The sequence below is a fragment of the Rhizobium sp. 11_C7_N12_5 genome, assembly GCF_051811145.1.
In the GTDB taxonomy this organism is placed as follows: domain Bacteria; phylum Pseudomonadota; class Alphaproteobacteria; order Rhizobiales; family Rhizobiaceae; genus Rhizobium; species Rhizobium lusitanum.
Window position 1 is genome coordinate 1,109,207 of sequence record NZ_JBPWPY010000002.1, and the last position, 19,966, is coordinate 1,129,172.

The window sequence follows — 19,966 nt, forward strand, 5'->3', positions numbered from 1 at the left end:
GGTCACGAATGGCAAAGCCGATGTAAATTGGCTAGGTCCAAAATGACCATCAAATTTGGCCATCAGCGGCCCGCCCAGAACGGGGCACATGATCGGCCGCTGCCTATGGCGAAGAGAGCGGTAGTGACCCGATCTGCCTTGGCGGCGGTTGCTGCGATCATACACTTGTCTGTTTCGGGTCGTGATACGCTTCGCCCAGGTCGCAACGCGACCGGTCAGGTTGAGAAGTAGCGCGTTGGTGTTGTCCCGAGCGCCTTCTTGAACATCAAGATGAAGGCGGTGGCAGACTCGTACCCAAGGTCGCTCGACACCCTCTGGACCGTCGCGCCGCTGGCGAGTTCGCGCAGCGCGATCACCAGGTGCAATTGCCGCCGCCACCGGCCAAAGGTCAGCCCGGTTTCCTGAAACATCAGCCGCTTCAAGGATCGCTCGCTCATGGCGACGTGGGCAACCCATTCCCCAAGGGTGCGGCGGTCGCTCGACTCCGCCGTCAACGCAGCGGCGATCATGGCGATCTTGGGGTGGCTGGACACGGGTAGCTCCAGCCCCTGTTTTGGCATGAGCGCCAGTTCGTCCAGCAAGACCCGCACGAGGCGGCCGACGTGGTCGTCCGGACCATAGCTGCCCGGTACATCTGCCAGGCTGAGGATCATTTCGCGGAGCATCGGCGATACGGACAGCGTGCAGCATTCCAGCGGCAGCGCCACCGCGCCGGGTTCGACGAACAGGTAGGACAGGCGGGCGTTGGACGTAACCCGGGTTGCTGTGCGGCACGCCACCCGGGATCCAGACCCCGCAGTCTGGGGGGACAATCCAGAGGCCGTTTGCAGCCGTGCAGGTGACGGCGCCGTGCAAGGCGAGGATAAGCTGGCCCTGACGGTGCTGGTGCTGCGGCACCTCGGCTTCGTAGTCGCTAAAGTCGAGATGCACGGCGACTGCCGGGCAATCCGACCGGTCGGGATCGAAGTCGGGGATGCAGGGGCGCGGCTTCTGCGCAGATTGGCCGGATTTGGAGATCATATGGCATTATCTCTAAATTCGCGCGCACTGCAATCCGCTACAAGTGGTGATCAACAACCTGATGGAGACTGTCATGCGAATTGCTGTCGTCGGCGCAACCGGTAGGATCGGCGCCAAGCTCACTCGGACTCTGCTGAGCGCAGGGCATCAGGTAAAGGCCCTTTCAAGGGGCGGTCCAGCCCTCGACGCACTGGTCAAGATCGGGGCAGAGCCAGTTATTGGAAGCTTTGACACAGGCGTCGGAGAACTCGACAGGTTCTTTCAGGATGCCGATGCCGCATTCCTGATGGTCAAGACCGACTGGAACAATATTCATGAGCACTATCCGGTGGTTGCCCAGCGCTTTGTCGATGCGCTTAGCCAGTCTCCAGTCAAGCTGGCTGTCAGTTTGTCGGCTTTGGGGTCGGACGTGAATGGGAAGACCGGCCATTCGGAGTGCTTCTACATCCTCGATGAAAAGCTGAATGAACTCAGCAATATCAACATGGTGCATTTGCGGGCGGCCTGGTTCATGGAGAATACGGCGGCCTGGACGGAGTCAGTCGCAAGATATGGCCGGATCGCCTGGTTCTATAAGCCAGATCTCAAGATGCCATGGGTGGCGACGGATGACATCGCCGATCTTGCGGCTAAGGAATTGACCAGTCCGACAGGCGAACACCGCGTCATCCGGGAGGTCGGTTCGGAAGATCTCACGATGACTGAGTTAGCCGCGATCATCAGCAAAGAGATCGCCAAGCCAGTGGAGTATCGCCGCATCGACAGAAAGCGGAAGGATGTTGAAGCCGAATTTCTCAATCGCTTTGGGACGCCGGATAGATGGCTTGACGACGACCTGAGTGCTGACGCGTACAACAATGGTGTTGTGCGTTTCTATGGTGACGCCCCTCCGCTGCGTCCTCAGTTGCCCACAAAGATGGAAGCCTTCATCAGAGATGTTTGGAAGCCGCGTTACCTGCAGTCGGTTGCGAGCGAACGCGAACCCGAAACATTTTATACGTGGAGCGCAAAGCCTGAACTTTAAGGACTGATCCAATCCCATAAATCCACGATTGCGGCGGCCTTTTGGCGGAGGTGGATGCGGAGAATGGGGCCAGGATGATGTCGAATCTTAACGCCGCCAGGACGACACTGGGCTTAACGGCAGACGTGCGTGTCTAGGACGTGATGATTGGCAACGTTTAAATCATGAACAGTATGGAGACACGTAATGGCCTATGCATGGCATCTTAAGTCGCGGCCGATTGGCAGGCCTGGTCTCGGGAATTTTGAGCTGAAGCAGATCGCGCTGCCGAGCCTCGAAGTGGGACATATCCACGTAAGAAATCTCTGGCTTTCAGTAGATCCCTACATGCGTCCGCGCATGGATGACAATCCGCGGAGTACATCCCACCGTTCAAAGTTGACGAGCCGATGGATGGCCGCGCGATCGGCGAAGTCCTGGAATCGAGAGCGAAGATTCAGTTGGAATCTAAAACTGCTATGCAGACATATCCCACGGATTCACGAGGTTCACTCCCATGCCCTCGAAATCTTTGACGTTTCGTGTGACCAGAGTCATACGCCGGGTGAAGGCTACCGCCGCGATATAAGCGTCATTGATCGGCCTGGGATTGGGTACATGCCATTTCGCCGCCTGAACGGCGGCCGGCTCATCCAACGGGAGGATACGACCGGAAAATGCCCCGAGGACCGTGTTTTCCAGCCAGTTGCGCAGTACCTTCCCGGCGACGGGATCATTGTGCTCCACCAGCCGAACGCCAATCTCCAGCTCGTGCAGGACCACGGACGAAATAAAGGTTTCGGCTGGATCGACGGTTTCGTTCCAGACTGCGACATTGGGATCAGCCCTGCCGCTCGCGACTTTGCGCAGCTCAGACACGACATTGGTATCGAGTAATAGCATCAGGACAGGTCAACCGGCTTAGCATGTTCAGAGCGCTGCGGGAGCGGCAAGTCAACGTCGTCTGCTCCTGGCGCGGCTAGCATATCGCCAAGCGTCCGCATTTTGCCGGTAAGCCGCTTGTACTCGTCGAACGACAGGAGGACGTGCGCGGGCCGTCCCCTGTCAGTGATGATGACCGGGCCGTCCTTGGCGGCGCGTTTTGCACGACCTAGATCGTGATTGAGTTCACGGCCTGAAAGCGTGGTGACGGTCATGGCAAACTCCAACGTTTGTAGCCCCGATATTTGTAGTTACGTAACCACATTTAATTCACCGAAGCTGGAATTGCAAGAAGCAGTCACGGCCGCCGATCGTGCCGACGCGAGGTGAAACGAGCGAGGTGTGATCCGGAAGTGATGGAGAGTATCGGAGAAATCAGTGCGAGCGCCGGCCACAGGCCGGGATTTCGGGAGTTCTCGACGTGCAAGGAGCGGAACAAGGGCAGCCGCAGGAGCTTCAACATGGTGGCCCCAAGGGGAAGCGGGACCGACTGCCCCTGCTCCTTGCGCTCCGCTTTTCATGGGCGGGCGGGGAGCTTCGAGGGGTGGGGCGCCAGGCGCATCCCTCGTCCGTGACTCGCGCCGCTCGATGCGGCAAGGGACGGCAAAGCGGGCTGAGAAGCTGCGCCGCCTTGTGCCGGCGGCGCGATCTCACTGCGCAATCACCTGCCGGCTTTCAATTGCGCCATCCGCTCTCCGAGCAACCACAGTGCCTTATTCAGCTTGATATCCTGATCGATCCCGCTGACGGCGCGGGACTTGACACGGCGCGGCCTTCCGAGATCGTCGTGGCCAACGCCATGCAACCCGCCCTTAATGGCATTTTCCTGCACCACGTTCCAGAGCGTCCATAGATCGTCCGCGCGGTCTTCATGACGGCGGGGGAAAAGCAACTGTTCGGCCTTGATCGGCGTCGTCGTTTCCCCTTCGCTGTTGCCAAATATGAGAACATGGGCGGCGCCTGCGACAATATCCTTTTCATCGCGGTTCAAATCGCCTCGTCAGCGCAACGCTTCCTGTCAGCCCATGGCCAAATCAATACGATCTCCCGCTGGTGTGCCAGTTCACGTCTGAAATAAAGGTCGGCATGGCGGGACAGTTCTGTCTTGGACTGTTCGGACAGATCTCCAAACTGACTGTCCTTGCCGCGATAGATCCGCACAGGCTCCAAGATAACTGAAGCGTAAGGCTTGAGGGCACCCGGGTCGAGGTCCGTGTTGAAAGCGACCCGATGATCCGTCTGCGGGCTGGTTGCGCGCAGTTGCCGGCTCGACGACAGTTCCCGGTACAGAACAGGTTGGGTAGAGCACGATGCACAGAGGGCGCTCACTGCTAAGATGAGTATCGCCCTGTGACAGGTACGTGCGATCGGCAGGAGTGCATCCATTTTCGTCTCCTCGCTCCAGAGCGGTCGTTCAGCCTTGCCGGACCCACATCCGGAGACGGCGCATAAGGGGCGCGACCCATAATCAGCTACGGGCGTTTCGACAGCATTCCAGGAATATTGCGTTTTGTTGCAGCAAGACCGGATGGGCGTCGCGCACTGTCGCTTGCGAGAGGTTGTTCGTCCGAGACAGTTCGATCTCCGTGGGTCCAGGCGAGATCGCGTTGATGATGACGGCGGTCGTGGCGAGTTCCAGCGGCCAGCTTTGCCTCAAGCTCACTACGCTGCTTTGGCTGCAGCGCACTCGTCCACTCGACGGCGCAGAGCACCGTGAGGCTCGAAAAATTTACGATCTCTAGCCATCAGTCGAGAATGTAACGGATTTCCAGGCATTGATTTCCTGTTGGAGGCGCTCCAACTTGGCCGACACATGCTTGAAGGCGTCGCTACCGAGAAGGAGCTGCGGCGGAGGATTGGTGGAATCCACCAACATCAAGACAGCCGCTGCCAATTTATCAGGATCGCCGAGTTGCTTGCCGCTCACGGCCTGACGCGCCTCGCGGATCGGATCAAACAGGCTGTCGTAATCCGCGATGGAACGCTCCGTGCGGACCATAGAACGGCCTGCCCAGTCTGTCCGAAATGAGCCGGGGCAAAGCGTCGTCACGTGAACACCGAAAGGCGCCATTTCCGAACGCATGACCTCAGAAATGCCCTGAAGCGCGAACTTGCTGCCACAGTAATAGGCGATGCCGGGCATGGTGATCATACCACCCATCGACGTGACGTTGACGATAAAGCCACTGCGGCGCTCACGGAACCTCGGAAGAAACGCCTTGGCCACCGCGACGGCACCGAACACATTCACGTCGAACTGGCGGCGCATCTCCTCGATTGGCGATTCTTCGAGCACGCCCTCATGACCATATCCTGCATTATTGATCAGCACATCGACCGGGCCATGCTCTTCCTCCACCTGCTGGACCACGCCCGGAATACGGTCGAATTCGGTGACGTCACAGATGTCTGTACGGAGTGACGGGAGCGTCTTCGCCAACGCTTCACGCGAAGCTTCGGATCGGACGGTCCCGATGACCCTGTGACCGGCGTCGATTGCAGCCGCGGCGATCGCCAACCCGAAGCCCGAATTCGCACCTGTTATGAAAAACGTTTTGCTCGACATTTCTGAAACTCCTTGATTAACCGTGGATGACAGATAATCTGGAGAAGATTCTAAATCGATCGCGGATCCTCTCAAAGCTTTGCCAAATCCTATGAATAGCGAACGGCGGCCGCTCAGGCATGACCGGCTTGTCGTCCTGGCCGGACAACTAGCTCCTCGTCTCGGCTACAATCAGACTGCGCTCGGCTGTGTCCGTATCCTCCGTACGGAAACGGTGCTCAACGACATTCCGGTTCTCTATAAGCCGGGGGCTGTGTTCGTATTGCAGGGGAGCAAATACGGCATCTTGGACGGGGAAGTCTACCTCTACGACGAGGACCATTATCTTGCCGTTTCGGTACCCGTTCCCTTCCGGATGACGTCTTCGGCCAGTCCACAGCGGCCACTGCTGGCTATCTATCTTGAATTCGACATGCAGATGGCGGCTGAGATCGCCATGCAGGTCGAGAAACACGCCGGTCCCGCAATCGCCAAGCCGATAGGGCTGCTCTCGAGCAAAATGAGCGAAGACATTGAGGGTGTCCTGCTACGCTTGCTGACGATGCTCGGTAGCCCGATCGAGGTCGCCGTGCTTGGAGGTTTTATCCTGCGTGAACTGCATTACCGGGTCATGTCAGGGCCGCAAGGTGGCGCAGTGATCGCGGCCCTGCAGCGAAAGGGGACGTCGGGAAAACTGGTTGAAAGCGTGGCTTGGTTGCGAAAGAATTACGCAGTCGAAATCGCCGTCGCGGATCTCGCTAAAAGCGTGGGAATGAGTGTCCCTTCGTACCACGTTCATTTCAAGGACCTGACGGGCTCAAGTCCGATGCAGTATGTGAAAGCGCTGCGACTCCATGAGGCAAGGCTGATGATCGCCCGCCGGAGCGGGACCATTGCAGACGTGGCTGCATCGGTCGGCTATGTCAGCCCCGCCCAATTCAGCCGCGATTTCAAACGGCATTTCGGGCGTACCGCATCGGAAGAGGTTAAGTGGGTCCAACATCACCTTGGAGATCAGGCCTAATTGCCGAATTGGTATAGCAAGCGAGTACTGGTTGCGCGAACGGAAAGGCCGACGCAGTACGGCAATCCGGGCAGGCGTACAATCGAGCTCGAGGCGCGGCGGGCGTAACGGTATATTGTCATATATCCGCGCGATGCGCTCCGAGCCAGAGGTGGGCTACAGTGAAATCAAAGCTCTTGAAGAGATCAGAAGGCGACGCCACCCTCACACTTCCTGGGCAACCACGGCAAATCCCTTGCCTGCTTCACCGGCACGGGCGGCCCCGACACCAGCGTTCAAAGCGAGAAGGTTGGTTTGAAAGTTGATTTCATCGATCACGCCAATGATGTTGGAGATTTCTCCGGACGACCTGTCGATCCGTTCCATCGCGATGACAGCCTGGCGGACCACATCACCGGAATGCTAGGCTCCGGCCTTGGTTCGCGCAATGAGGGCTCCGGCCTCCTGGGCTCGCTTGGTCGAATCCGCAACTGTCGTCGTGATTTTTTCCAGAGCTGCTGCCGTCTCTTCAACTGCGGCTCGGTTTGGGACTGACCTGAGAGTTCGGGCGCCGTGCCTGTGGGGTAGAGTGACAAGGCACCCGCGCATTCGCCCCCGATAACTTCCAGCAGTCCGAAGGCGTTCCCTACCGAGAGGCCCAGCGCGCTAGCAAGACGTTGCCGAGCGCCCTCGTCCGGCAATAGCCGATGCGATCAACCGGCAGATCCGCATCGCGTAGATCCTCAATTTGACTCATATTGTTGGTTTCCGCGCGGAACTGAGCCGGCTCAGTTCTGCGTGGAAACCAACACGTGTGCCCCTGGAATCCGTTGGGAGCCGTGAACCAACGTACATCGCGACCGTCGCCATCGCGGCGGAGCACGCCGAAAAGCTGATCAAGCCCAGGTTGCCACTGAAAGTGCTTCGCGCCTTGACGGAGCCGCTCAGCGTCTACGGTAAGTGGCATCAGCGGAAAGATCACGTAATTCTCGGTGACCGCGAAATCATGGATCATTGCGGCATACGGAGCAACAATCCACGTCTCTCGTGTCTTGCGGCCTTGAGCATCAACGATCCGCCGCCGCCGGAGGATGGAGGCACTTCGCTCGGCCACGACGGAAAGGATGAACGTGCGCCAGGATTTCATTGATATCCTTCGCTCAAGCGCAGACGAGCGGAGAGCACTATTCTCCGCTGCTGCACCCGATCTGGAGACGCGGGCCGAAGAATAACGAGAAGCAAAACTCTATGTTGCCCTCACCCGCGCGAGGCATGCGGTGGCGGTGGTCCGTGACCTTGCCGATGGTGAAGTCGTTCCAGGATTCACATTGTTCCAGTAGGGAAATCTTCGGAAGATGCACCTTATATAGATCTATGATTTCAGCCTGGCCGATGGGGCTTCATCTTCCGATCGTGACCTTTTTATAGGTAGCTTCAGTGAATTCCCGATATAGCTCGATCGTGGGCAGATGTGCATCGATAGTCTCGCGCACCTTCGCGGCCATCGGCAGGTTGTTTTTCTCGCTTTTCCACACATCCGTGAACCGTCCGACCGTCTCGCGTGCGGTGTCGAGGACCAGCTTTTCGGACAGCGCCGACTTGGCGGCCAGATGTGCAAGCTCGTCCTTCGATAGCTCCGTCATTCTTTTCGTGCGTGAAAAGTTAAGCGCGGCCGTATCCTCTCCCTCGATATAGGGGATGGTCGATAGCAAGTCGTAAGCCGGCGAGAGCGCAGGAGTGCGGCGATCGGGATAGATCAGAGACCAGTTCTTCAGATGCATGTCGCCATTGCCGATCAGTGTGCTGAAGACCAACCGCCGGATGAACTCCGCCACGTCGGCCGTACTCGTCTCGATGCCAAGGACGCGGGCGATCATCCGGTAATTGCCCTTGCTGTACTTGTCATCCGGCTTCACGCCGAACACTTGCGCAAAATCCTCGATATGCACCGGACCTTCCGGCGTGCGGTCGAAACGCCTAATAGCGAGCGCCTGCCCGTGCAGTTCGCCCACACCCTGTGGCAGGCCGCTCACCGCATCCAGCTCGACCAGCTGGATCTCCGGCACGTCCATTCCCATCATGCCAGCGATGGTCATCATGGAGAATTCGTTTTCTGGCACGCCGCTATACTGCTGGGAGGGCAGCTTTACGATCCATGATCCACCTGTACCCTCGGCCGGAATAGTCAGGCCGCCTCCCTTCGTGTTGTTCTTGAAGGCCGAGAATTTCAGCTGCACACCGGCCAGCGAAAAGCGTAACGCATTCGGTCGCGCTTCGATAGAAGCCTGCTCGTCATCGGGCGGCAGGTCATCACCCTCGGAGGGATAGACCGTCACTGCACCGGGCAGGTCGCGACCGAGCACCCAGAGCAGGAAGAATTCCCGCGTCTGTTTTACGCCGGCACGTTCAGCGAGGTATTTTCGCAGCGGCCCTTCCGGCAGCAGATTCGAAAAGAAAGGCGGGACGACCAGATTATACGGCCGGAACTTGGTGATCAGAGCGCCGAACGGGTCCTTGAAGGACAAGCTGAGTGTCGGCCGCTTCTCGTCTTCAATATAGGCCTCGTTGAATGCGAAGATAGTGCGCCCGTCTTGCAGGTTCGTCAGGGTCGCGACCGGTTCTCCGTCTAGCCTGACATCGAGTACCGTGACCTTAGGCATCCTCGTCCTCCTCATCCAGCGCGTAGGCCGAGCGCGGGATCGCGACATCACGGTCGCGATGCACCGCAATGTTGCGCAGCTGCCTTATCTCGCGGGCGATCGCACTCATTTCCTGACGTGACATCTTGTCGGCCTGAGAATTTTCAAGCCGGTCGGCTGCCCGCCTGAGGATATCCAGTTCGTCGGGAGTCAGAGGCAGATGCCGCAGGAGGCCCAGGCTATCCTTGAATGCGTCGGCGCTCGTCCCAACCCCATACCCGTGCCGCGCCGACCATCGCTCGAGACGGGCAACCAGTTTGCGTTGGTCGGATGTGAGGACGTCATTCGACGCCGAGCTACTATCGAGGATGTTGCGGATCGCCGGCATCAGCTTTTTTGGCGCAAGGATGATTTCGAGGTTGAGCGCGCGCGCCACATCTACCAGGCTGCCAAGCCCAGGCTCCATTGTACCCCGTTCGATCTGGGAAATATGGCTCTGCGTCAGGCCGGAACGTGCGCTCAGCTCACGCTGGCTTACCTTCTGCCCTTCCCTGGCAGCGCGTAACTGCTGCGTTATATGCTCTGTCTTATATGCCACGATCATTATCCTGCATCACATGATGGGGTATATACAGGATAATATATAAATAGTTCTGCAGGCAGTGCAAGCGTGATATACAGAACCGTATCACTGCCTCTGTATATACATAATCATATATCAGTGTAGCAATGCTGGCTCATCTTACTGACCTAGGTTCCGTAGCCTCCCATCAAGGCGCACAACATATCGGCCTGCGCAGATCCTGCCGGCATCGTATCCACTGTGAAAGGGACATTGATAAGACCTGCCCGTCAAGCCGCGGCTGCGTATGCACGCCGAATTCCTCGAAAAGCTGGAACCAGACCGCACCGACATCGATCCACGCATCATAGCTCGGCCACTCCCCACGCGTATCCCATAGGTCGCGCAGCTGCTCGACCAGCCGGCCGATGCCCCTGACAAAAGCCTGATCCTCGGTCGGCAATTCGGGCGCTACCTCGCAGAGGGTGTCGGATTCGTTCATCCCGTCCAGATGGCCGAACAGGTGGGATACGATCCGCAAGGGCTCAAGAATGACAATGCCGACTTCCCGAAAGACCCGCGCCACATTGCCATGCAGTCGATAGGATCGAAACGATATGCCGGATTTCTCCACAATCATGCTTTTTGCAGCCGCATGCGTCGTACTCACTGCGACGCCCGGACCCGATATGCTTCTAATTGCGTCACGCACCATAAGCCAAGGGCGAGCTGCGGGCTTTCTGACCTATGCCGGGATAGCATTCGGCACATATTGCCATGCACTCGCGGCAGCGTTGGGACTTTCACAGCTTTTTGTCGCTGTTCCAATCGCATACGAGATCGGCCCGCTTCATGATCGCGCCTTTTCTGCCGTTAAGTTGATGCCGCTCGATCCCACCGTCTGTTTGCGCAACGGAGCGTCAGCTATTATGCGGTCGTTTTAGCAGGATGCCAAAGCTGTGTGACCGTGACTTGATGTTCCCTTACTTCCCCAGTTCTTCGTGCACTCTCAGTCAAAACTGATTGCAGAACTAGACGCGACGGCGTTGCCGCATTCGATCATGATATCCCCCGAGGGTGAGAGGAGACATCATGCGTTTCAAAAACAAGACGGCCTTGATCACGGGCGGAGGAACTGGAATCGGAGCGGCAGTGGCACGCCGCATTCGATCGGAAGGTGGCAATATCGCACTACTGGGGCGGCGCCCGGAGCCACTCCACGCGATTGCCGAAGAGATCGGCGCAGCCGTCGTTGCGGCCGACGCAGCGGATAGCGTCAGCATGAAAGCCGCCGTCGTAACGGTCGTCGAGACGTTCGGCGGACTGGATATCCTCGTTGCCAATGCTGGCGGCCATGGTATCGGCCCAACGACCAGCATGTCGGACGAGACCTGGGATCTGTCCATCAGGCTCAACCTCAACACGGCCTTCGTCAGTGCGCGCGAAACGCTCCCGCACCTGATCAAGAGCAAAGGCAATATCGTCGTGCTCGCCTCGATCGCCGGGCTTTTCGCCGGTCCCGATGCCGCAGGCTACGTTACGATGAAGCATGGCTGTATCGGGCTGGCAAAGTCGCTCGCTCGAGACTATAGCCGTCTTGGCGTGAGGACGAACACTGTTTGCCCCGGCTGGGTGACGACGGCGATGGCCGACGAGCAAATGGAATTCATCGTTGAAAAATTCAAGCTGAAGAGTATCGAGGAGGCGTATGCCCTGGTGACGAAAGACGTTCCGCTTGGGCGCCCGGCCACTGCAGAAGATGTCGCCAATGCTGTCTGCTTCCTGGCATCGACCGAAGCAGCGATGATCAACGGCGCTATACTGACGGTTGACGGTGGAGCCGGAACTGTCGATCTGCCCACGCTCGCATTTTCCGAACACTGAGGAGGAAGCATCATGAACCAGAATCCCAAAGACTGGAAAGCCTACGATCAATTTGCCTATGGCATCGATACGAACCGTTTGCCGACGACGAATGCCCTTTCAGGCTCATCCTACATGATCGACTTTGACGATGGTCGCAAGCTTGCCCTCGTCTTCTCAAAGGGGAAGGTTCAGTGGTCCGATGGCAAAAACAGCGCAACCGAGAAGGTTGAAGTCATCGAGGTCGCGCCCGATACCTTCTTCGTCGAAATCATCTTCGCGGATCGGCCCAAGGAAGCCGAAACCTTGATCCTCAACGTCTCCAGCCGCCGCGTTCTCTCGATCTAAAGTGCGCGAAGAGGAGCAATCCGTGGGCGAACCGCAAGTGGCGCAGATTTTTCGGCCAGGTATCGTCGAAGGCGGTGTGGTCAGCGGCCCCAAACCGGTCGAAAGCCGTGATCTGATCGGGCTGAGGGCGCTTTTGACCTATAGCCCGAACCACGTTTACGAACATACTTACCTCTCGTCGCAGCGCTATGCATGGCAGTGCCTGGCAGGCGTTCAGCGTGGCCACGGCGACGTCGACCTGACTACCACTTACAAGTTCGACGAGGACCAATACATCTTCACGTTCCGTGAATTCAAGATCGCCGTCGCTTCGACATTCTTCTACAATTTCAAGGATATGCGTTCGACCGGCAAGTTCCTTGGCATCACCGGCGACGGCCATATCCAGAACTCCCCGGCCGGTGCGTTCATACGTAAGGCATCCATGACATACTATCTTCCCGATCAGGAACCGGTCTGAGAGGAACGGCAATGCGCACAGCATATGAAATCGTGAAGGCACACTACGATGCCAACGAGCGCCGCGACATGGATGGCATGCTTGCCGACATAGCGCCAGATTGCCGATGGACGGAGATGGATGGCTTTCCCTGCGCCGGCACTTATGTCGGCCCGCAAGAGGTCTTCAAGAACGTCTTCCTGGCGCTCGGTGACATCTTCGAGGTTTATAATTTCAAACTCGACCGACTGTTGGACGCCGGCAGCGACGTGGTCGGCATCGGCGATTATGCCGGAACTCACAAGGAGACCGGGAAGCCCTTCGAGGCGCGTGTCGTCCATGTCTGGGGCGTCGCCGATGGCAAGATCCGGCGCTTCGAGCAGTTTACCGATACACTGCGTGTGGCGGAAGCAATGAAATGAACCCTGAGACCGGCCCATGACCACAGGGGCCGGATTTCACGGAGCATCGACCTTTCGCCATTCGGATGGCGAAAGCGCGTAGCGACCACGAAACGCCCGTGAGAAATGAGCGCTCGAAGAGAAGCCGAGCGCAAAGGCGATCTCGGATATTTCGCCCGCGCGGCATGTTGCGTCCCTTAGCCGGGACGCGGCTCTCTCCAGCCGCAGGCTCCAGATATAGTCGGCGGGCGTGGTGCCCTCTTCCTCGAATGCACGATAGACATACCGCACGGAACACCCCATCCGGCGGGCAATCATACCGACCTCGAGATCTGGCCGCGAAACATTATCCGAGACGAAATCCTTCACTCGTCGCCTTAGCAAATCGAGGGAATGGGCGCTTGATCGCCCATGCAGCTGATCGGTGCCAATTATCGTTCGAACGAGCTCGATCATCGTCTGGCCGAGGCTTGCGCGCGTTGTGTCGTCCAACTCCCCAATCTCCCGGATTGTCGAATCCATCAGCGACAGCAGGATACGCTGCATCCCCGCGTGCTCGGGCATCGCGACAAACGGCTCCGTAAGCCGGATAACCGCTGCCGCCGGCAAAGCGCGACGGGGCAATTGCAGGAGGAGCAGGCGAACGGCCGTTCTGTTGGTCAGCATGTAGGGGCGGCTCGGATCGTAAATGACCACAGCATCGGCGCCAATGGGAACGTTGCGGCCATTTTCCCTGCAAAGCGGCAGGCCTGGATCAAGGCGCTCGACGAACTGGCGGCCCGCAAGCCGAAGATCGTCGTCCCCGCCCATCAGACCCAAGACGCACCGCAAGGTCTCGATGCCGTCAAGTTCACGCGCGACTACCTTGTTGCCTTCCATGAGGAAGAAGAGAAGGCCAAAGACAGTGCGACTTTGATCGCCGCGATGACCAAGCGATATCCCAATCTCGCTGACATCGGGTCCCTTGAACTGGGTGCCAAGGTCGCAAAGGGTGAGATGAAGTGGGGATGATCTGAACCACAAGCGATAGCGACTGCCCTTTTCGGCAATCGCTGTCGTTCCAACGGCGCCCGATCATCTCAGGAGGATTGATCAGCCCCAACCGCCTTTTGAATTGACCAAGTTATAAACGGCGCTCTTGAAGGGATACGAACGTTCGACCCGGTTCATTCCGGTCCACAAATCAGCCCGTCGCTTCAAATTGTTAGTCACGCGTCGTTTTGCACTCGGAAGACTGACCGATTCCAAGAAATTACACCCCTGTTTAATCGCCGTTCAAGCGCACCATTCCGGAATGGCTGCGGGTCTCGCTTGGATAGTAACCGAATTCATGGGGAACGCCCCGCGGAAATTTAGGACGAAATCGAAGCCGAACCAATTGGCCACGACGGCAGTCTTAAAGCTGAGTTCGCAAGATGGCCAGCCCTTGACCTAAGATCTTCAATTTTAGGCCAAAATGGAGGGATCCCGAAGGGGATTGATAATAGTTGATAAACTGCCTATTTGTTCTGCATCGCATCAGATGGAGGACCGCATGATCAGTGCCGATCTGGGAAAGCAGCTCGAAAGCTATATTCAGCAACTTGTCGAGACAGGTCGCTATGGTTCGAAAAGCGAAGTCCTGCGGGAAGGTGTGCGACTGATCCAGGACCGCGAGACCCGGCTTGCCGCGCTGGATGCCTCAATCATGCGCGGCATTGCCGATGGGGATGCAGGCCGAACGAAGCCGGCCAGCGATGTCTTCGATCGGCTTGAGGCCAAATACGGCGCGATAGCTGACAAGGCCGAAAAATCGGCATGATCCTCGAATTTTCCTACGAGGCGGAAAACGACCTTGAGCAGATCGCCGATTATATCGCAAGGGACAATCCTCAGCGCGCGCTGTCATTCATCCGAGAGCTACGCAGCAAGTGCGAGGATCTCGTCGATAATCCGAATGGCTACTCCCTCGTCCCCCGCTACGAGCACCATGGTATCCGCCGGCGCGTCCATGGCAACTATCTGATCTTCTATCGCGTCGAATCTGCGAAGGTGGTCATCATCCATCTTCTGCACGGCGCCACCGATTATGGCACCATGCTGTTCGGTGAATAACTGCGCCGGTCGATCCGAGACGAACGCCCTCTCAAACAGCGGAGCTGGGCGACTGCCTGTGCACCTCCTCGACCTTCCCGCAGCACTCAACGCCACCTCTATGCGGTTTATCCGGCAAAGGTTCGTATCTTCATTGATTTTCTCGTTTCACGACCAGGACTATGCGCGATAACGGATGCTGACCGGCACGCCATATAACCTCGCTCTTGAAAGGAAGCGGCCTTACAACCCAGCGGATTATGTCAGGCTTCGCGATGCTCCGTTATCAACGGCCGATGTGAGGGCGCAAAGCAATCGTCCCTCACTCGGCCGCGACTTCACTCTTTTAAAAACGATAACCCATCGCCCAAAATGAGATCGGTATGATGTGAAGGGATTCGAACCGAAAACACCCCGGGAAAGCGGACAAATCATTGATTTGAGTGGAATTTGTCTTTGAGTGTCTTTGTCGTTTTCCAGTTAACGGCGAGACTCTCTCCTAACAAATTCAATAGGTTACTGCGGCACTTAATTTGAGATTTGGCAGTTTATGTGAGATTCTTACACGGTTTTTGGCTCTTAACTTGAGACTGGGGGTGTCAGAATCAACGGTGCTCTCGGAAATTTGCAATCCGTTACAGATCAGCCCAGGTACAGACAGCATGTAGATTTTACAACATTTTCAACGACATCGCGGAATGCGCTCGCTATAGCCGACGTCCTCGCATCTGCGGTTAAGTTTAAATCCTCGACCCTCGAATCTCAAATTAACTGTAAACCAAAACAGAAACAGCCGCATTCTCACGGTTAAGTGCCAACCGACAGCGAGATAGCCGCAAAATCTTTCAGCCCCAGTTAACCTGACATCGCCATCGCGTGCGTACCGCGATGTCCGAAGCGGTACAAATTTGTCTCTCTGGCGAGACCGTGGATGAAATCATCGCCGACAAGTTGGCTCGCGACATGCGATTAATGCAATTCAAGCAGCGGAACGAGTGAGCGCGGCGTGCGATGCCACAGCATCAGTTCTGCGTTCCATCGCGACTCGGCTGGGCCGGCGTACTCTTCGTTCCCTGTTGATTGTTTTCCGTGCGATCGGTCGGCGCCGGCTGGACCGATTGCCCGGCGGGGGGGGGTATTGTCGACCGTACCCGCTTGCGGCTGCCCGCTGGAGGAGCTTATCGTCGGCGCTGCGTTATGGTATTTGTTTGGCTCGATATAACGACCCCAAACTTCCACACCACCCCAAACGATTGCCGCCAGAGCCAGTGCCGCGACCAATATAGCGAATAGGTGTGTACCACGCACGCCCTGCCGGGCGTCAGTCGCGGACAATGACACCTTATCTTCCGAAGTCTTCTTGGGTTCCTGGAATGCCATTGCAAACCTCCGTTTCTCAGGAATGCCATGCCAGCCTAACCGAGACACCGGGATATGGTTCCACCGAGGAGCGACCGCATCCGATTGGCATCGAACTGGAACAATGCGCACAGCGCGGCGTTAGCCCTATGAGGTTGCAGATCGTGCCAGGCGGGCGCGATGGTGCTGAAGAATATGGAGATTTTCCGCTTTCTCTCCATAGCCAACGAAACGGCAGGCGAGCTTCCTACCCATCCGATCCGCAGCCTTTTCAACATCTCAAGGAGATTGACGATGGCTGAGCCCCTTAAACTTTATCGCCTAGTGCCGATTGCTGCTGACGACGACCCCAATTGGCTAAATGCCAAATCACATGGTGAGGTTTTGGTTGCCGCGCGCACCTCCGGGGACGCTCGTATCGTCGCGTCCGAAAGGGAGCTGGATTTCATGGACATCGACGCGGCACCGGCAGAAGACAAAACGACCAACATGGCAAGCGTCTTTCGTAATGAGAAACTCTATACCGTCATCGAGGTGGACAATGGCAAGGAATATCATCAGCGTGGCGTCGTCGATGGAACTATCAGCGTCGACACCGTCATCTCCACGCAGGTCTGATCGTCCACGCCGTTCGCGTGGCTTGGGCCTGAGTAAATGCGGCCGCTTCCTGCTGATGGCGGCGACAGCAGCCGCCATGTCATCGAATTTTGTATTCGCACAGCAACAACCGAACGACGATCGATGCAAGGCCGAGGACGCCAGCCGGCAGACCGACAACAAGCAGGTCGAGAGCGGACAGGCATCTCCGGCGCCGGACGGCAATCCCAGCCAGGAACTGGCCGACTGCGGCGGCGTGCTGAAACCGCCGGCCGTTGGCGACAACAAGATGGAAAAACCCGCGCCAAAGGTCGGAAACACGCCCGTCATAAAGCCTGGAGATCAGCAGAAAGAACAACAGAACGGTCAACAGCCGGACAAATAATACCAATCTCTCAAGGCTTCGGCTCGGGCTGTTCGATCGGGCCGTACGCTACGGCGCCGGAGTCTCGACGTCGCTTGACGGCGCGCATCGTCGGTCCCGTGGTCGGGTCGGATCTCCGCTGAAGATGCCTGTTCTCCTTGCACAGACGCGATGTTCCCCGAACCGCCGGCTGCCTGATCAAGCGCCTGCGAGGTGCGGATATCGTTGCGATACGGAGGATCCAGTGACATTGGCTCGTTCTTGATCTCAATCATCGCTTTCTCCCATAGCTCGCGGATTTACTCGCTTCTCATGGGACAAATTTTGCCATTCAGGAATGTTTCGATCACGGTGCCCGCATCAGGTTTCGGTTGTGAGCATTGCGAAGGATATGACTTTCTGATGCTCCTGAAGTGTGAGCTGGCTCGGAACGTTGTCTCCGCTGAAAATCTCGACAACGAGTTAAAATTAATAGCAAAATCAGATCATCTGTGGGGTCATGGCCGACGCTGGTCGTGACTCCTCGTTTGTCCGTAAAATAAATTCTATTTCAATGGCTTAAGCGCCCTCTCGACGGGATCATTCTTCGATGCTTTTTCACAGCGCAAGAGGCAATTGAGGCACAAACCAAGAGGAACCCAGCAAGCTCGGCGGAGCATCCGCCTGCAGGCCCGCATGCGGAGAAACATCTGATCGACGAGACCAAGACAGCAGGCGCAGGCACGCTGCCAGAGGCTGGTGAGGAAAGTGTGGACCCTGGCGCTGGTTGATGCTGATCGAGCCGAGCTTCGCTCCCGTGGCCGCGTCGCGGATCGCAAAGTTCTTCAATCGTCGGCAGTCACCAACGTGCATCCTCTTGTACTTGCAGGGATGGTCCGCGAGAAGCTCCTCGACCACGTCCGCGAATATGGATCCCGGGAATATCTTCCAAGGAAACCCGCCTTGGTCGAGCTATCGGCTGCCGGGTGCTTCGGGCGGGCGAAGGCGCCGTTTAGCCGTTTATCACGCCGAACAGGATATCTAGCCCCCGTTGATATTTCTCAGGGTTCATGCCGGTCTGCTCTGCCTGCCACAAATTATCTTCGAGATCCGCTTGCTTGACGGGCAGCGCAAGCGGATTTGATGCTGCCCGTCTCACGAACTCATCATCTGTTTCCCCCATCCGTCGCGTCATTGCATCTACAGCCGACACAATCGTTGGCGGAAAGCCTTCTTCCCTCAGGCGGTCGAGCGTCCAACTTCTTCCCTTCTCGACGACGTCGTGAAGATATGCGATCGTCCGAGCTTCACTGCCGGAAACGACAAGCGCGATCCGCTGACAATGCTCGAAGAACGGTCGGCCTGTCTTGTCGACCTGTCCCTCATGTGCCTCGAGTGCGATTTGGATCGCGTGGTCAAGATGTTGCATGACGATCAATGCCCTGCGGTCTTTTTATGCGTCCGGTTTGACGACGCTTCGCCGGAGGCATGAAGAAGGGCTTCAGCGTTATGATCGTCCGCATCTAGCAGATCTTGCAAGGTCTCGTGCTCATTGTCCTCCTCCAGTTCATCACAGGCTTGCAGCCAATGGCGCAACGCAGCGCCATCGGGGCGACCCTCGTTCTCCCAGATTTCGTGAGCGCGGCGGCGGATTTGTTCATGTTTGTCAGTAGCCATAATTTCCCGTGATCCAACCGGGCAATTCGCGCACCGCAAGGATTGAACGTGTTTCGCAACTTCTCTTGCTTGGTGCCGTTGCCTCGTGACTAACTCAATTTGTGGAGCATTGTTCCGATTGTGCTCGCCGACCCCAACAGCTTTCGATCACTCCGCGGACGACTGTCGCAAACACGCTGTGTTTGAGGAATGTCCTGATGGCGACACCTCTGACGAGATCATCGGCCGATCTGCTCCAGCGGAAGGGCGAAAAGAACCCGGTCGTCAGCTTCTCCGGAACCGAAAGAACGTTGGATCGTTCTTCCATCGGTTCATAAGCGGAATCTCCGGGAGTGGTGACGCTCATCAATTTCCATTGAACGCAATCACCGGCACAGGCTGCTCCAACAGGAGACATTTGAAAAGACTATAAAATGCGCGCTCAACGTCGATATGCAGACATTTAGGACTGCGGAAAGGCCATCCTCCATGGGTACTATTCAAGGCACCAGCATCGATTTTTGGCTCCGCCAGAGAATGACCGAACGCCCGAACATCGGAGAAAAGGCATTGAGGACGTTGATCGTGGCGGCCGCCCTCCTGTTGCCGCCAGCCGTGGCAGAGGCTCAATCACCTCAGCTCGAAAACATATGCCAGGTCGTCGCCAAGAATTTCCTTTTGACGGATCATCTCAACATCGGAATCGTCCAATCCTTTCCAGAATTGAAGCCGCCCGGAGCTCGTTTGACGTACTCCACCCGACCTGGAACCAGCAAGTCAGATATGATCGACAGCTTCGAATGTGAATTCGATAAGTCCGACCCACCTTACCATCTCACGCGGTTCTGCGTGTCCCAGGTCTGCTATTCCGCAAGCGATGCCGACGCCGACCGGAAGCGGCGCTTCGACGAAATGCGTATCCTGCTCGACCGCACGAACAAATGATCCCGTTTCGCGCGCAAGGGGCGCAGAATAAGCGGACCCCGCGTCAGCCTGGAGGTCGGATGTCCGAGGTTTGATCATTCATCCATTTGGCCATCACGCATCAGGTGTGCTCTGTTTAGTTGGTTAGAACACCGGCAGGATCGCATCATCACGCGGATCGTCGTGCATCTCAGGTGGTCGCGGCTTTCTGTTCTTTATAAGCTACGGTGGGGCAATTTTGAGCAGCGT

General features: G+C 57.1%; 20 protein-coding genes and 7 pseudogenes. 12 read left to right on the top strand and 15 right to left on the bottom strand.

Going from position 1 to position 19,966, the window contains the following annotated elements; all coding sequences use genetic code 11:
- Positions 1–215: 215 nt before the first annotated feature.
- Positions 216–1,020 (bottom strand): annotated as a pseudogene (locus AB8B29_RS24200) (AraC family transcriptional regulator).
- Positions 1,021–1,093: 73 nt separating this feature from the next.
- Between AB8B29_RS24200 and AB8B29_RS24205 the strand changes: the two are divergent.
- Together AB8B29_RS24205 and AB8B29_RS24210 are read left to right on the top strand one after the other, a co-directional pair.
- Positions 1,094–2,044 carry an NmrA family NAD(P)-binding protein gene (locus AB8B29_RS24205; protein WP_439006742.1) on the top strand — a complete coding sequence of 317 codons (951 nt, stop codon included), beginning with the start codon at positions 1,094–1,096 and terminating at the stop codon, positions 2,042–2,044.
- Between the two features lie 186 nt (positions 2,045–2,230).
- Positions 2,231–2,392 (top strand): annotated as a pseudogene (locus tag AB8B29_RS24210) (NADP-dependent oxidoreductase); the annotation flags it as partial.
- A 108-nt stretch (positions 2,393–2,500) separates the two neighbouring features.
- On the opposite strand, the gene AB8B29_RS24215 reads toward AB8B29_RS24210, so the two are convergent.
- The 5 genes from AB8B29_RS24215 to AB8B29_RS24235 all read right to left on the bottom strand — a co-directional run bounded on the left by AB8B29_RS24215 (position 2,501) and on the right by AB8B29_RS24235 (position 5,531).
- Positions 2,501–2,926, bottom strand: coding sequence for a type II toxin-antitoxin system VapC family toxin (locus AB8B29_RS24215; RefSeq protein ID WP_037199082.1), 426 nt, complete (start codon positions 2,924–2,926; stop codon positions 2,501–2,503).
- Positions 2,926–3,180 carry a type II toxin-antitoxin system Phd/YefM family antitoxin gene (locus tag AB8B29_RS24220; protein ID WP_439006743.1) on the bottom strand — a complete coding sequence of 85 codons (255 nt, stop codon included), beginning with the start codon at positions 3,178–3,180 and terminating at the stop codon, positions 2,926–2,928. Before AB8B29_RS24220 ends, AB8B29_RS24215 begins: the two co-directional genes overlap by 1 nt.
- Before the next feature lie 446 nt (positions 3,181–3,626).
- Entirely contained in the window at positions 3,627–3,956 is a 330-nt protein-coding gene (locus AB8B29_RS24225) for a DUF932 domain-containing protein (protein WP_081938809.1), read from the bottom strand.
- The gene (locus tag AB8B29_RS24230) at positions 3,953–4,351 is read right to left on the bottom strand and encodes a DUF3313 family protein (protein ID WP_051963996.1); all 399 of its coding nucleotides are present in this window, start codon (positions 4,349–4,351) and stop codon (positions 3,953–3,955) included. The genes AB8B29_RS24225 and AB8B29_RS24230 overlap by 4 nt, the downstream gene beginning before the upstream one ends.
- A 352-nt stretch (positions 4,352–4,703) precedes the next feature.
- Positions 4,704–5,531 (bottom strand): oxidoreductase, encoded by an 828-nt coding sequence (locus tag AB8B29_RS24235; protein WP_037199084.1) that lies wholly within the window; start codon positions 5,529–5,531, stop codon positions 4,704–4,706.
- Between the two features lie 91 nt (positions 5,532–5,622).
- Between AB8B29_RS24235 and AB8B29_RS24240 the strand changes: the two genes are divergently transcribed.
- Entirely contained in the window at positions 5,623–6,534 is a 912-nt protein-coding gene (locus AB8B29_RS24240; protein ID WP_037199171.1) for an AraC family transcriptional regulator, read from the top strand.
- A 207-nt stretch (positions 6,535–6,741) separates the two neighbouring features.
- On the opposite strand, the pseudogene AB8B29_RS24245 reads toward AB8B29_RS24240, so the two are convergent.
- From AB8B29_RS24245 to AB8B29_RS24270, 6 genes and pseudogenes are all read right to left on the bottom strand, one after another.
- A pseudogene (locus tag AB8B29_RS24245) lies at positions 6,742–7,053 on the bottom strand (methyl-accepting chemotaxis protein); the annotation flags it as partial.
- Positions 7,053–7,217: pseudogene (locus AB8B29_RS24250) on the bottom strand (HipA N-terminal domain-containing protein); the annotation flags it as partial. The pseudogenes AB8B29_RS24250 and AB8B29_RS24245, both read right to left, overlap by 1 nt.
- Complete coding sequence (locus AB8B29_RS24255) at positions 7,160–7,660, bottom strand: carotenoid oxygenase family protein (RefSeq protein ID WP_037199086.1); 501 nt, start codon at positions 7,658–7,660, stop codon at positions 7,160–7,162. The pseudogene AB8B29_RS24250 and the gene AB8B29_RS24255, both read right to left, overlap by 58 nt.
- 253 nt (positions 7,661–7,913) lie before the next feature.
- A complete protein-coding gene (locus tag AB8B29_RS24260) occupies positions 7,914–9,173 on the bottom strand; it encodes a type II toxin-antitoxin system HipA family toxin (protein ID WP_037199087.1) in 1,260 nt (419 codons plus the stop codon).
- Positions 9,166–9,756, bottom strand: a complete 591-nt coding sequence (locus AB8B29_RS24265; protein ID WP_245297535.1) for a helix-turn-helix domain-containing protein — start codon at positions 9,754–9,756, stop codon at positions 9,166–9,168. Before AB8B29_RS24265 ends, AB8B29_RS24260 begins: the two co-directional genes overlap by 8 nt.
- Positions 9,757–9,922: 166 nt before the next feature.
- Positions 9,923–10,384, bottom strand: a complete 462-nt coding sequence (locus AB8B29_RS24270) for a hypothetical protein (RefSeq protein WP_245297549.1) — start codon at positions 10,382–10,384, stop codon at positions 9,923–9,925.
- Between AB8B29_RS24270 and AB8B29_RS24275 the strand changes: the two are divergent.
- The 4 genes and pseudogenes from AB8B29_RS24275 to AB8B29_RS24290 form a co-directional block, all read left to right on the top strand.
- Positions 10,332–10,556: pseudogene (locus tag AB8B29_RS24275) on the top strand (LysE family translocator); the annotation flags it as partial. The gene AB8B29_RS24270 and the pseudogene AB8B29_RS24275 overlap by 53 nt on opposite strands.
- A gap of 250 nt (positions 10,557–10,806) precedes the next feature.
- Positions 10,807–11,598, top strand: coding sequence for an SDR family NAD(P)-dependent oxidoreductase (locus tag AB8B29_RS24280; protein ID WP_037199088.1), 792 nt, complete (start codon positions 10,807–10,809; stop codon positions 11,596–11,598).
- A 12-nt stretch (positions 11,599–11,610) separates the two neighbouring features.
- Positions 11,611–12,385, top strand: a pseudogene (locus tag AB8B29_RS24285) (MoaF C-terminal domain-containing protein).
- Positions 12,386–12,396: 11 nt separating this feature from the next.
- Positions 12,397–12,786: a nuclear transport factor 2 family protein gene (locus AB8B29_RS24290; protein ID WP_037199089.1), complete on the top strand. Its 390-nt coding sequence runs from the start codon at positions 12,397–12,399 to the stop codon at positions 12,784–12,786.
- A gap of 36 nt (positions 12,787–12,822) precedes the next feature.
- Here AB8B29_RS24290 and AB8B29_RS24295 read toward each other — a convergent pair whose 3' ends face one another.
- Positions 12,823–13,644, bottom strand: coding sequence for a helix-turn-helix domain-containing protein (locus AB8B29_RS24295; RefSeq protein ID WP_081938821.1), 822 nt, complete (start codon positions 13,642–13,644; stop codon positions 12,823–12,825).
- 655 nt (positions 13,645–14,299) lie between these two features.
- Between AB8B29_RS24295 and AB8B29_RS24300 the strand changes: the two genes are divergently transcribed.
- The 4 genes from AB8B29_RS24300 to AB8B29_RS24315 all read left to right on the top strand — a co-directional run bounded on the left by AB8B29_RS24300 (position 14,300) and on the right by AB8B29_RS24315 (position 17,179).
- Positions 14,300–14,566 (top strand): type II toxin-antitoxin system ParD family antitoxin, encoded by a 267-nt coding sequence (locus tag AB8B29_RS24300; protein WP_037199090.1) that lies wholly within the window; start codon positions 14,300–14,302, stop codon positions 14,564–14,566.
- Positions 14,563–14,859, top strand: a complete 297-nt coding sequence (locus AB8B29_RS24305; RefSeq protein WP_037199091.1) for a type II toxin-antitoxin system RelE/ParE family toxin — start codon at positions 14,563–14,565, stop codon at positions 14,857–14,859. Before AB8B29_RS24300 ends, AB8B29_RS24305 begins: the two co-directional genes overlap by 4 nt.
- A 1,518-nt stretch (positions 14,860–16,377) precedes the next feature.
- Positions 16,378–16,815 (top strand): hypothetical protein, encoded by a 438-nt coding sequence (locus AB8B29_RS24310; protein ID WP_439006744.1) that lies wholly within the window; start codon positions 16,378–16,380, stop codon positions 16,813–16,815.
- A 55-nt stretch (positions 16,816–16,870) separates the two neighbouring features.
- Positions 16,871–17,179 carry a hypothetical protein gene (locus AB8B29_RS24315; protein ID WP_051964001.1) on the top strand — a complete coding sequence of 103 codons (309 nt, stop codon included), beginning with the start codon at positions 16,871–16,873 and terminating at the stop codon, positions 17,177–17,179.
- A 970-nt stretch (positions 17,180–18,149) separates the two neighbouring features.
- Here the strand turns inward: AB8B29_RS24315 and AB8B29_RS24320 are convergent.
- Together AB8B29_RS24320 and AB8B29_RS24325 are read right to left on the bottom strand one after the other, a co-directional pair.
- Complete coding sequence (locus tag AB8B29_RS24320) at positions 18,150–18,566, bottom strand: HD domain-containing protein (protein ID WP_037199180.1); 417 nt, start codon at positions 18,564–18,566, stop codon at positions 18,150–18,152.
- 44 nt (positions 18,567–18,610) lie between these two features.
- A pseudogene (locus AB8B29_RS24325) lies at positions 18,611–18,814 on the bottom strand (DUF2934 domain-containing protein); the annotation flags it as partial.
- A gap of 468 nt (positions 18,815–19,282) precedes the next feature.
- Between AB8B29_RS24325 and AB8B29_RS24330 the strand changes: the two are divergent.
- Positions 19,283–19,738, top strand: coding sequence for a hypothetical protein (locus tag AB8B29_RS24330; RefSeq protein WP_439006745.1), 456 nt, complete (start codon positions 19,283–19,285; stop codon positions 19,736–19,738).
- Positions 19,739–19,966 lie beyond the last annotated feature (228 nt).

Bases quoted from the DNA above. Each gene is read 5' to 3' on its own strand.
- AB8B29_RS24205 (WP_439006742.1), top strand. From the start codon at position 1,094: ATGCGAATTGCTGTCGTCGGCGCAACCGGTAGGATCGGCGCCAAGCTC.
- AB8B29_RS24215 (WP_037199082.1), bottom strand. From the start codon at position 2,926: ATGCTATTACTCGATACCAATGTCGTGTCTGAGCTGCGCAAAGTCGCG.
- AB8B29_RS24220 (WP_439006743.1), bottom strand. From the start codon at position 3,180: ATGACCGTCACCACGCTTTCAGGCCGTGAACTCAATCACGATCTAGGT.
- AB8B29_RS24230 (WP_051963996.1), bottom strand. From the start codon at position 4,351: ATGGATGCACTCCTGCCGATCGCACGTACCTGTCACAGGGCGATACTC.
- AB8B29_RS24235 (WP_037199084.1), bottom strand. From the start codon at position 5,531: ATGTCGAGCAAAACGTTTTTCATAACAGGTGCGAATTCGGGCTTCGGG.
- AB8B29_RS24240 (WP_037199171.1), top strand. From the start codon at position 5,623: ATGAATAGCGAACGGCGGCCGCTCAGGCATGACCGGCTTGTCGTCCTG.
- AB8B29_RS24255 (WP_037199086.1), bottom strand. From the start codon at position 7,660: ATGAAATCCTGGCGCACGTTCATCCTTTCCGTCGTGGCCGAGCGAAGT.
- AB8B29_RS24260 (WP_037199087.1), bottom strand. From the start codon at position 9,173: ATGCCTAAGGTCACGGTACTCGATGTCAGGCTAGACGGAGAACCGGTC.
- AB8B29_RS24265 (WP_245297535.1), bottom strand. From the start codon at position 9,756: ATGATCGTGGCATATAAGACAGAGCATATAACGCAGCAGTTACGCGCT.
- AB8B29_RS24280 (WP_037199088.1), top strand. From the start codon at position 10,807: ATGCGTTTCAAAAACAAGACGGCCTTGATCACGGGCGGAGGAACTGGA.
- AB8B29_RS24290 (WP_037199089.1), top strand. From the start codon at position 12,397: ATGCGCACAGCATATGAAATCGTGAAGGCACACTACGATGCCAACGAG.
- AB8B29_RS24295 (WP_081938821.1), bottom strand. From the start codon at position 13,644: ATGGAAGGCAACAAGGTAGTCGCGCGTGAACTTGACGGCATCGAGACC.
- AB8B29_RS24300 (WP_037199090.1), top strand. From the start codon at position 14,300: ATGATCAGTGCCGATCTGGGAAAGCAGCTCGAAAGCTATATTCAGCAA.
- AB8B29_RS24305 (WP_037199091.1), top strand. From the start codon at position 14,563: ATGATCCTCGAATTTTCCTACGAGGCGGAAAACGACCTTGAGCAGATC.
- AB8B29_RS24310 (WP_439006744.1), top strand. From the start codon at position 16,378: ATGGTGCTGAAGAATATGGAGATTTTCCGCTTTCTCTCCATAGCCAAC.
- AB8B29_RS24315 (WP_051964001.1), top strand. From the start codon at position 16,871: ATGGCGGCGACAGCAGCCGCCATGTCATCGAATTTTGTATTCGCACAG.
- AB8B29_RS24320 (WP_037199180.1), bottom strand. From the start codon at position 18,566: ATGCAACATCTTGACCACGCGATCCAAATCGCACTCGAGGCACATGAG.
- AB8B29_RS24330 (WP_439006745.1), top strand. From the start codon at position 19,283: ATGGGTACTATTCAAGGCACCAGCATCGATTTTTGGCTCCGCCAGAGA.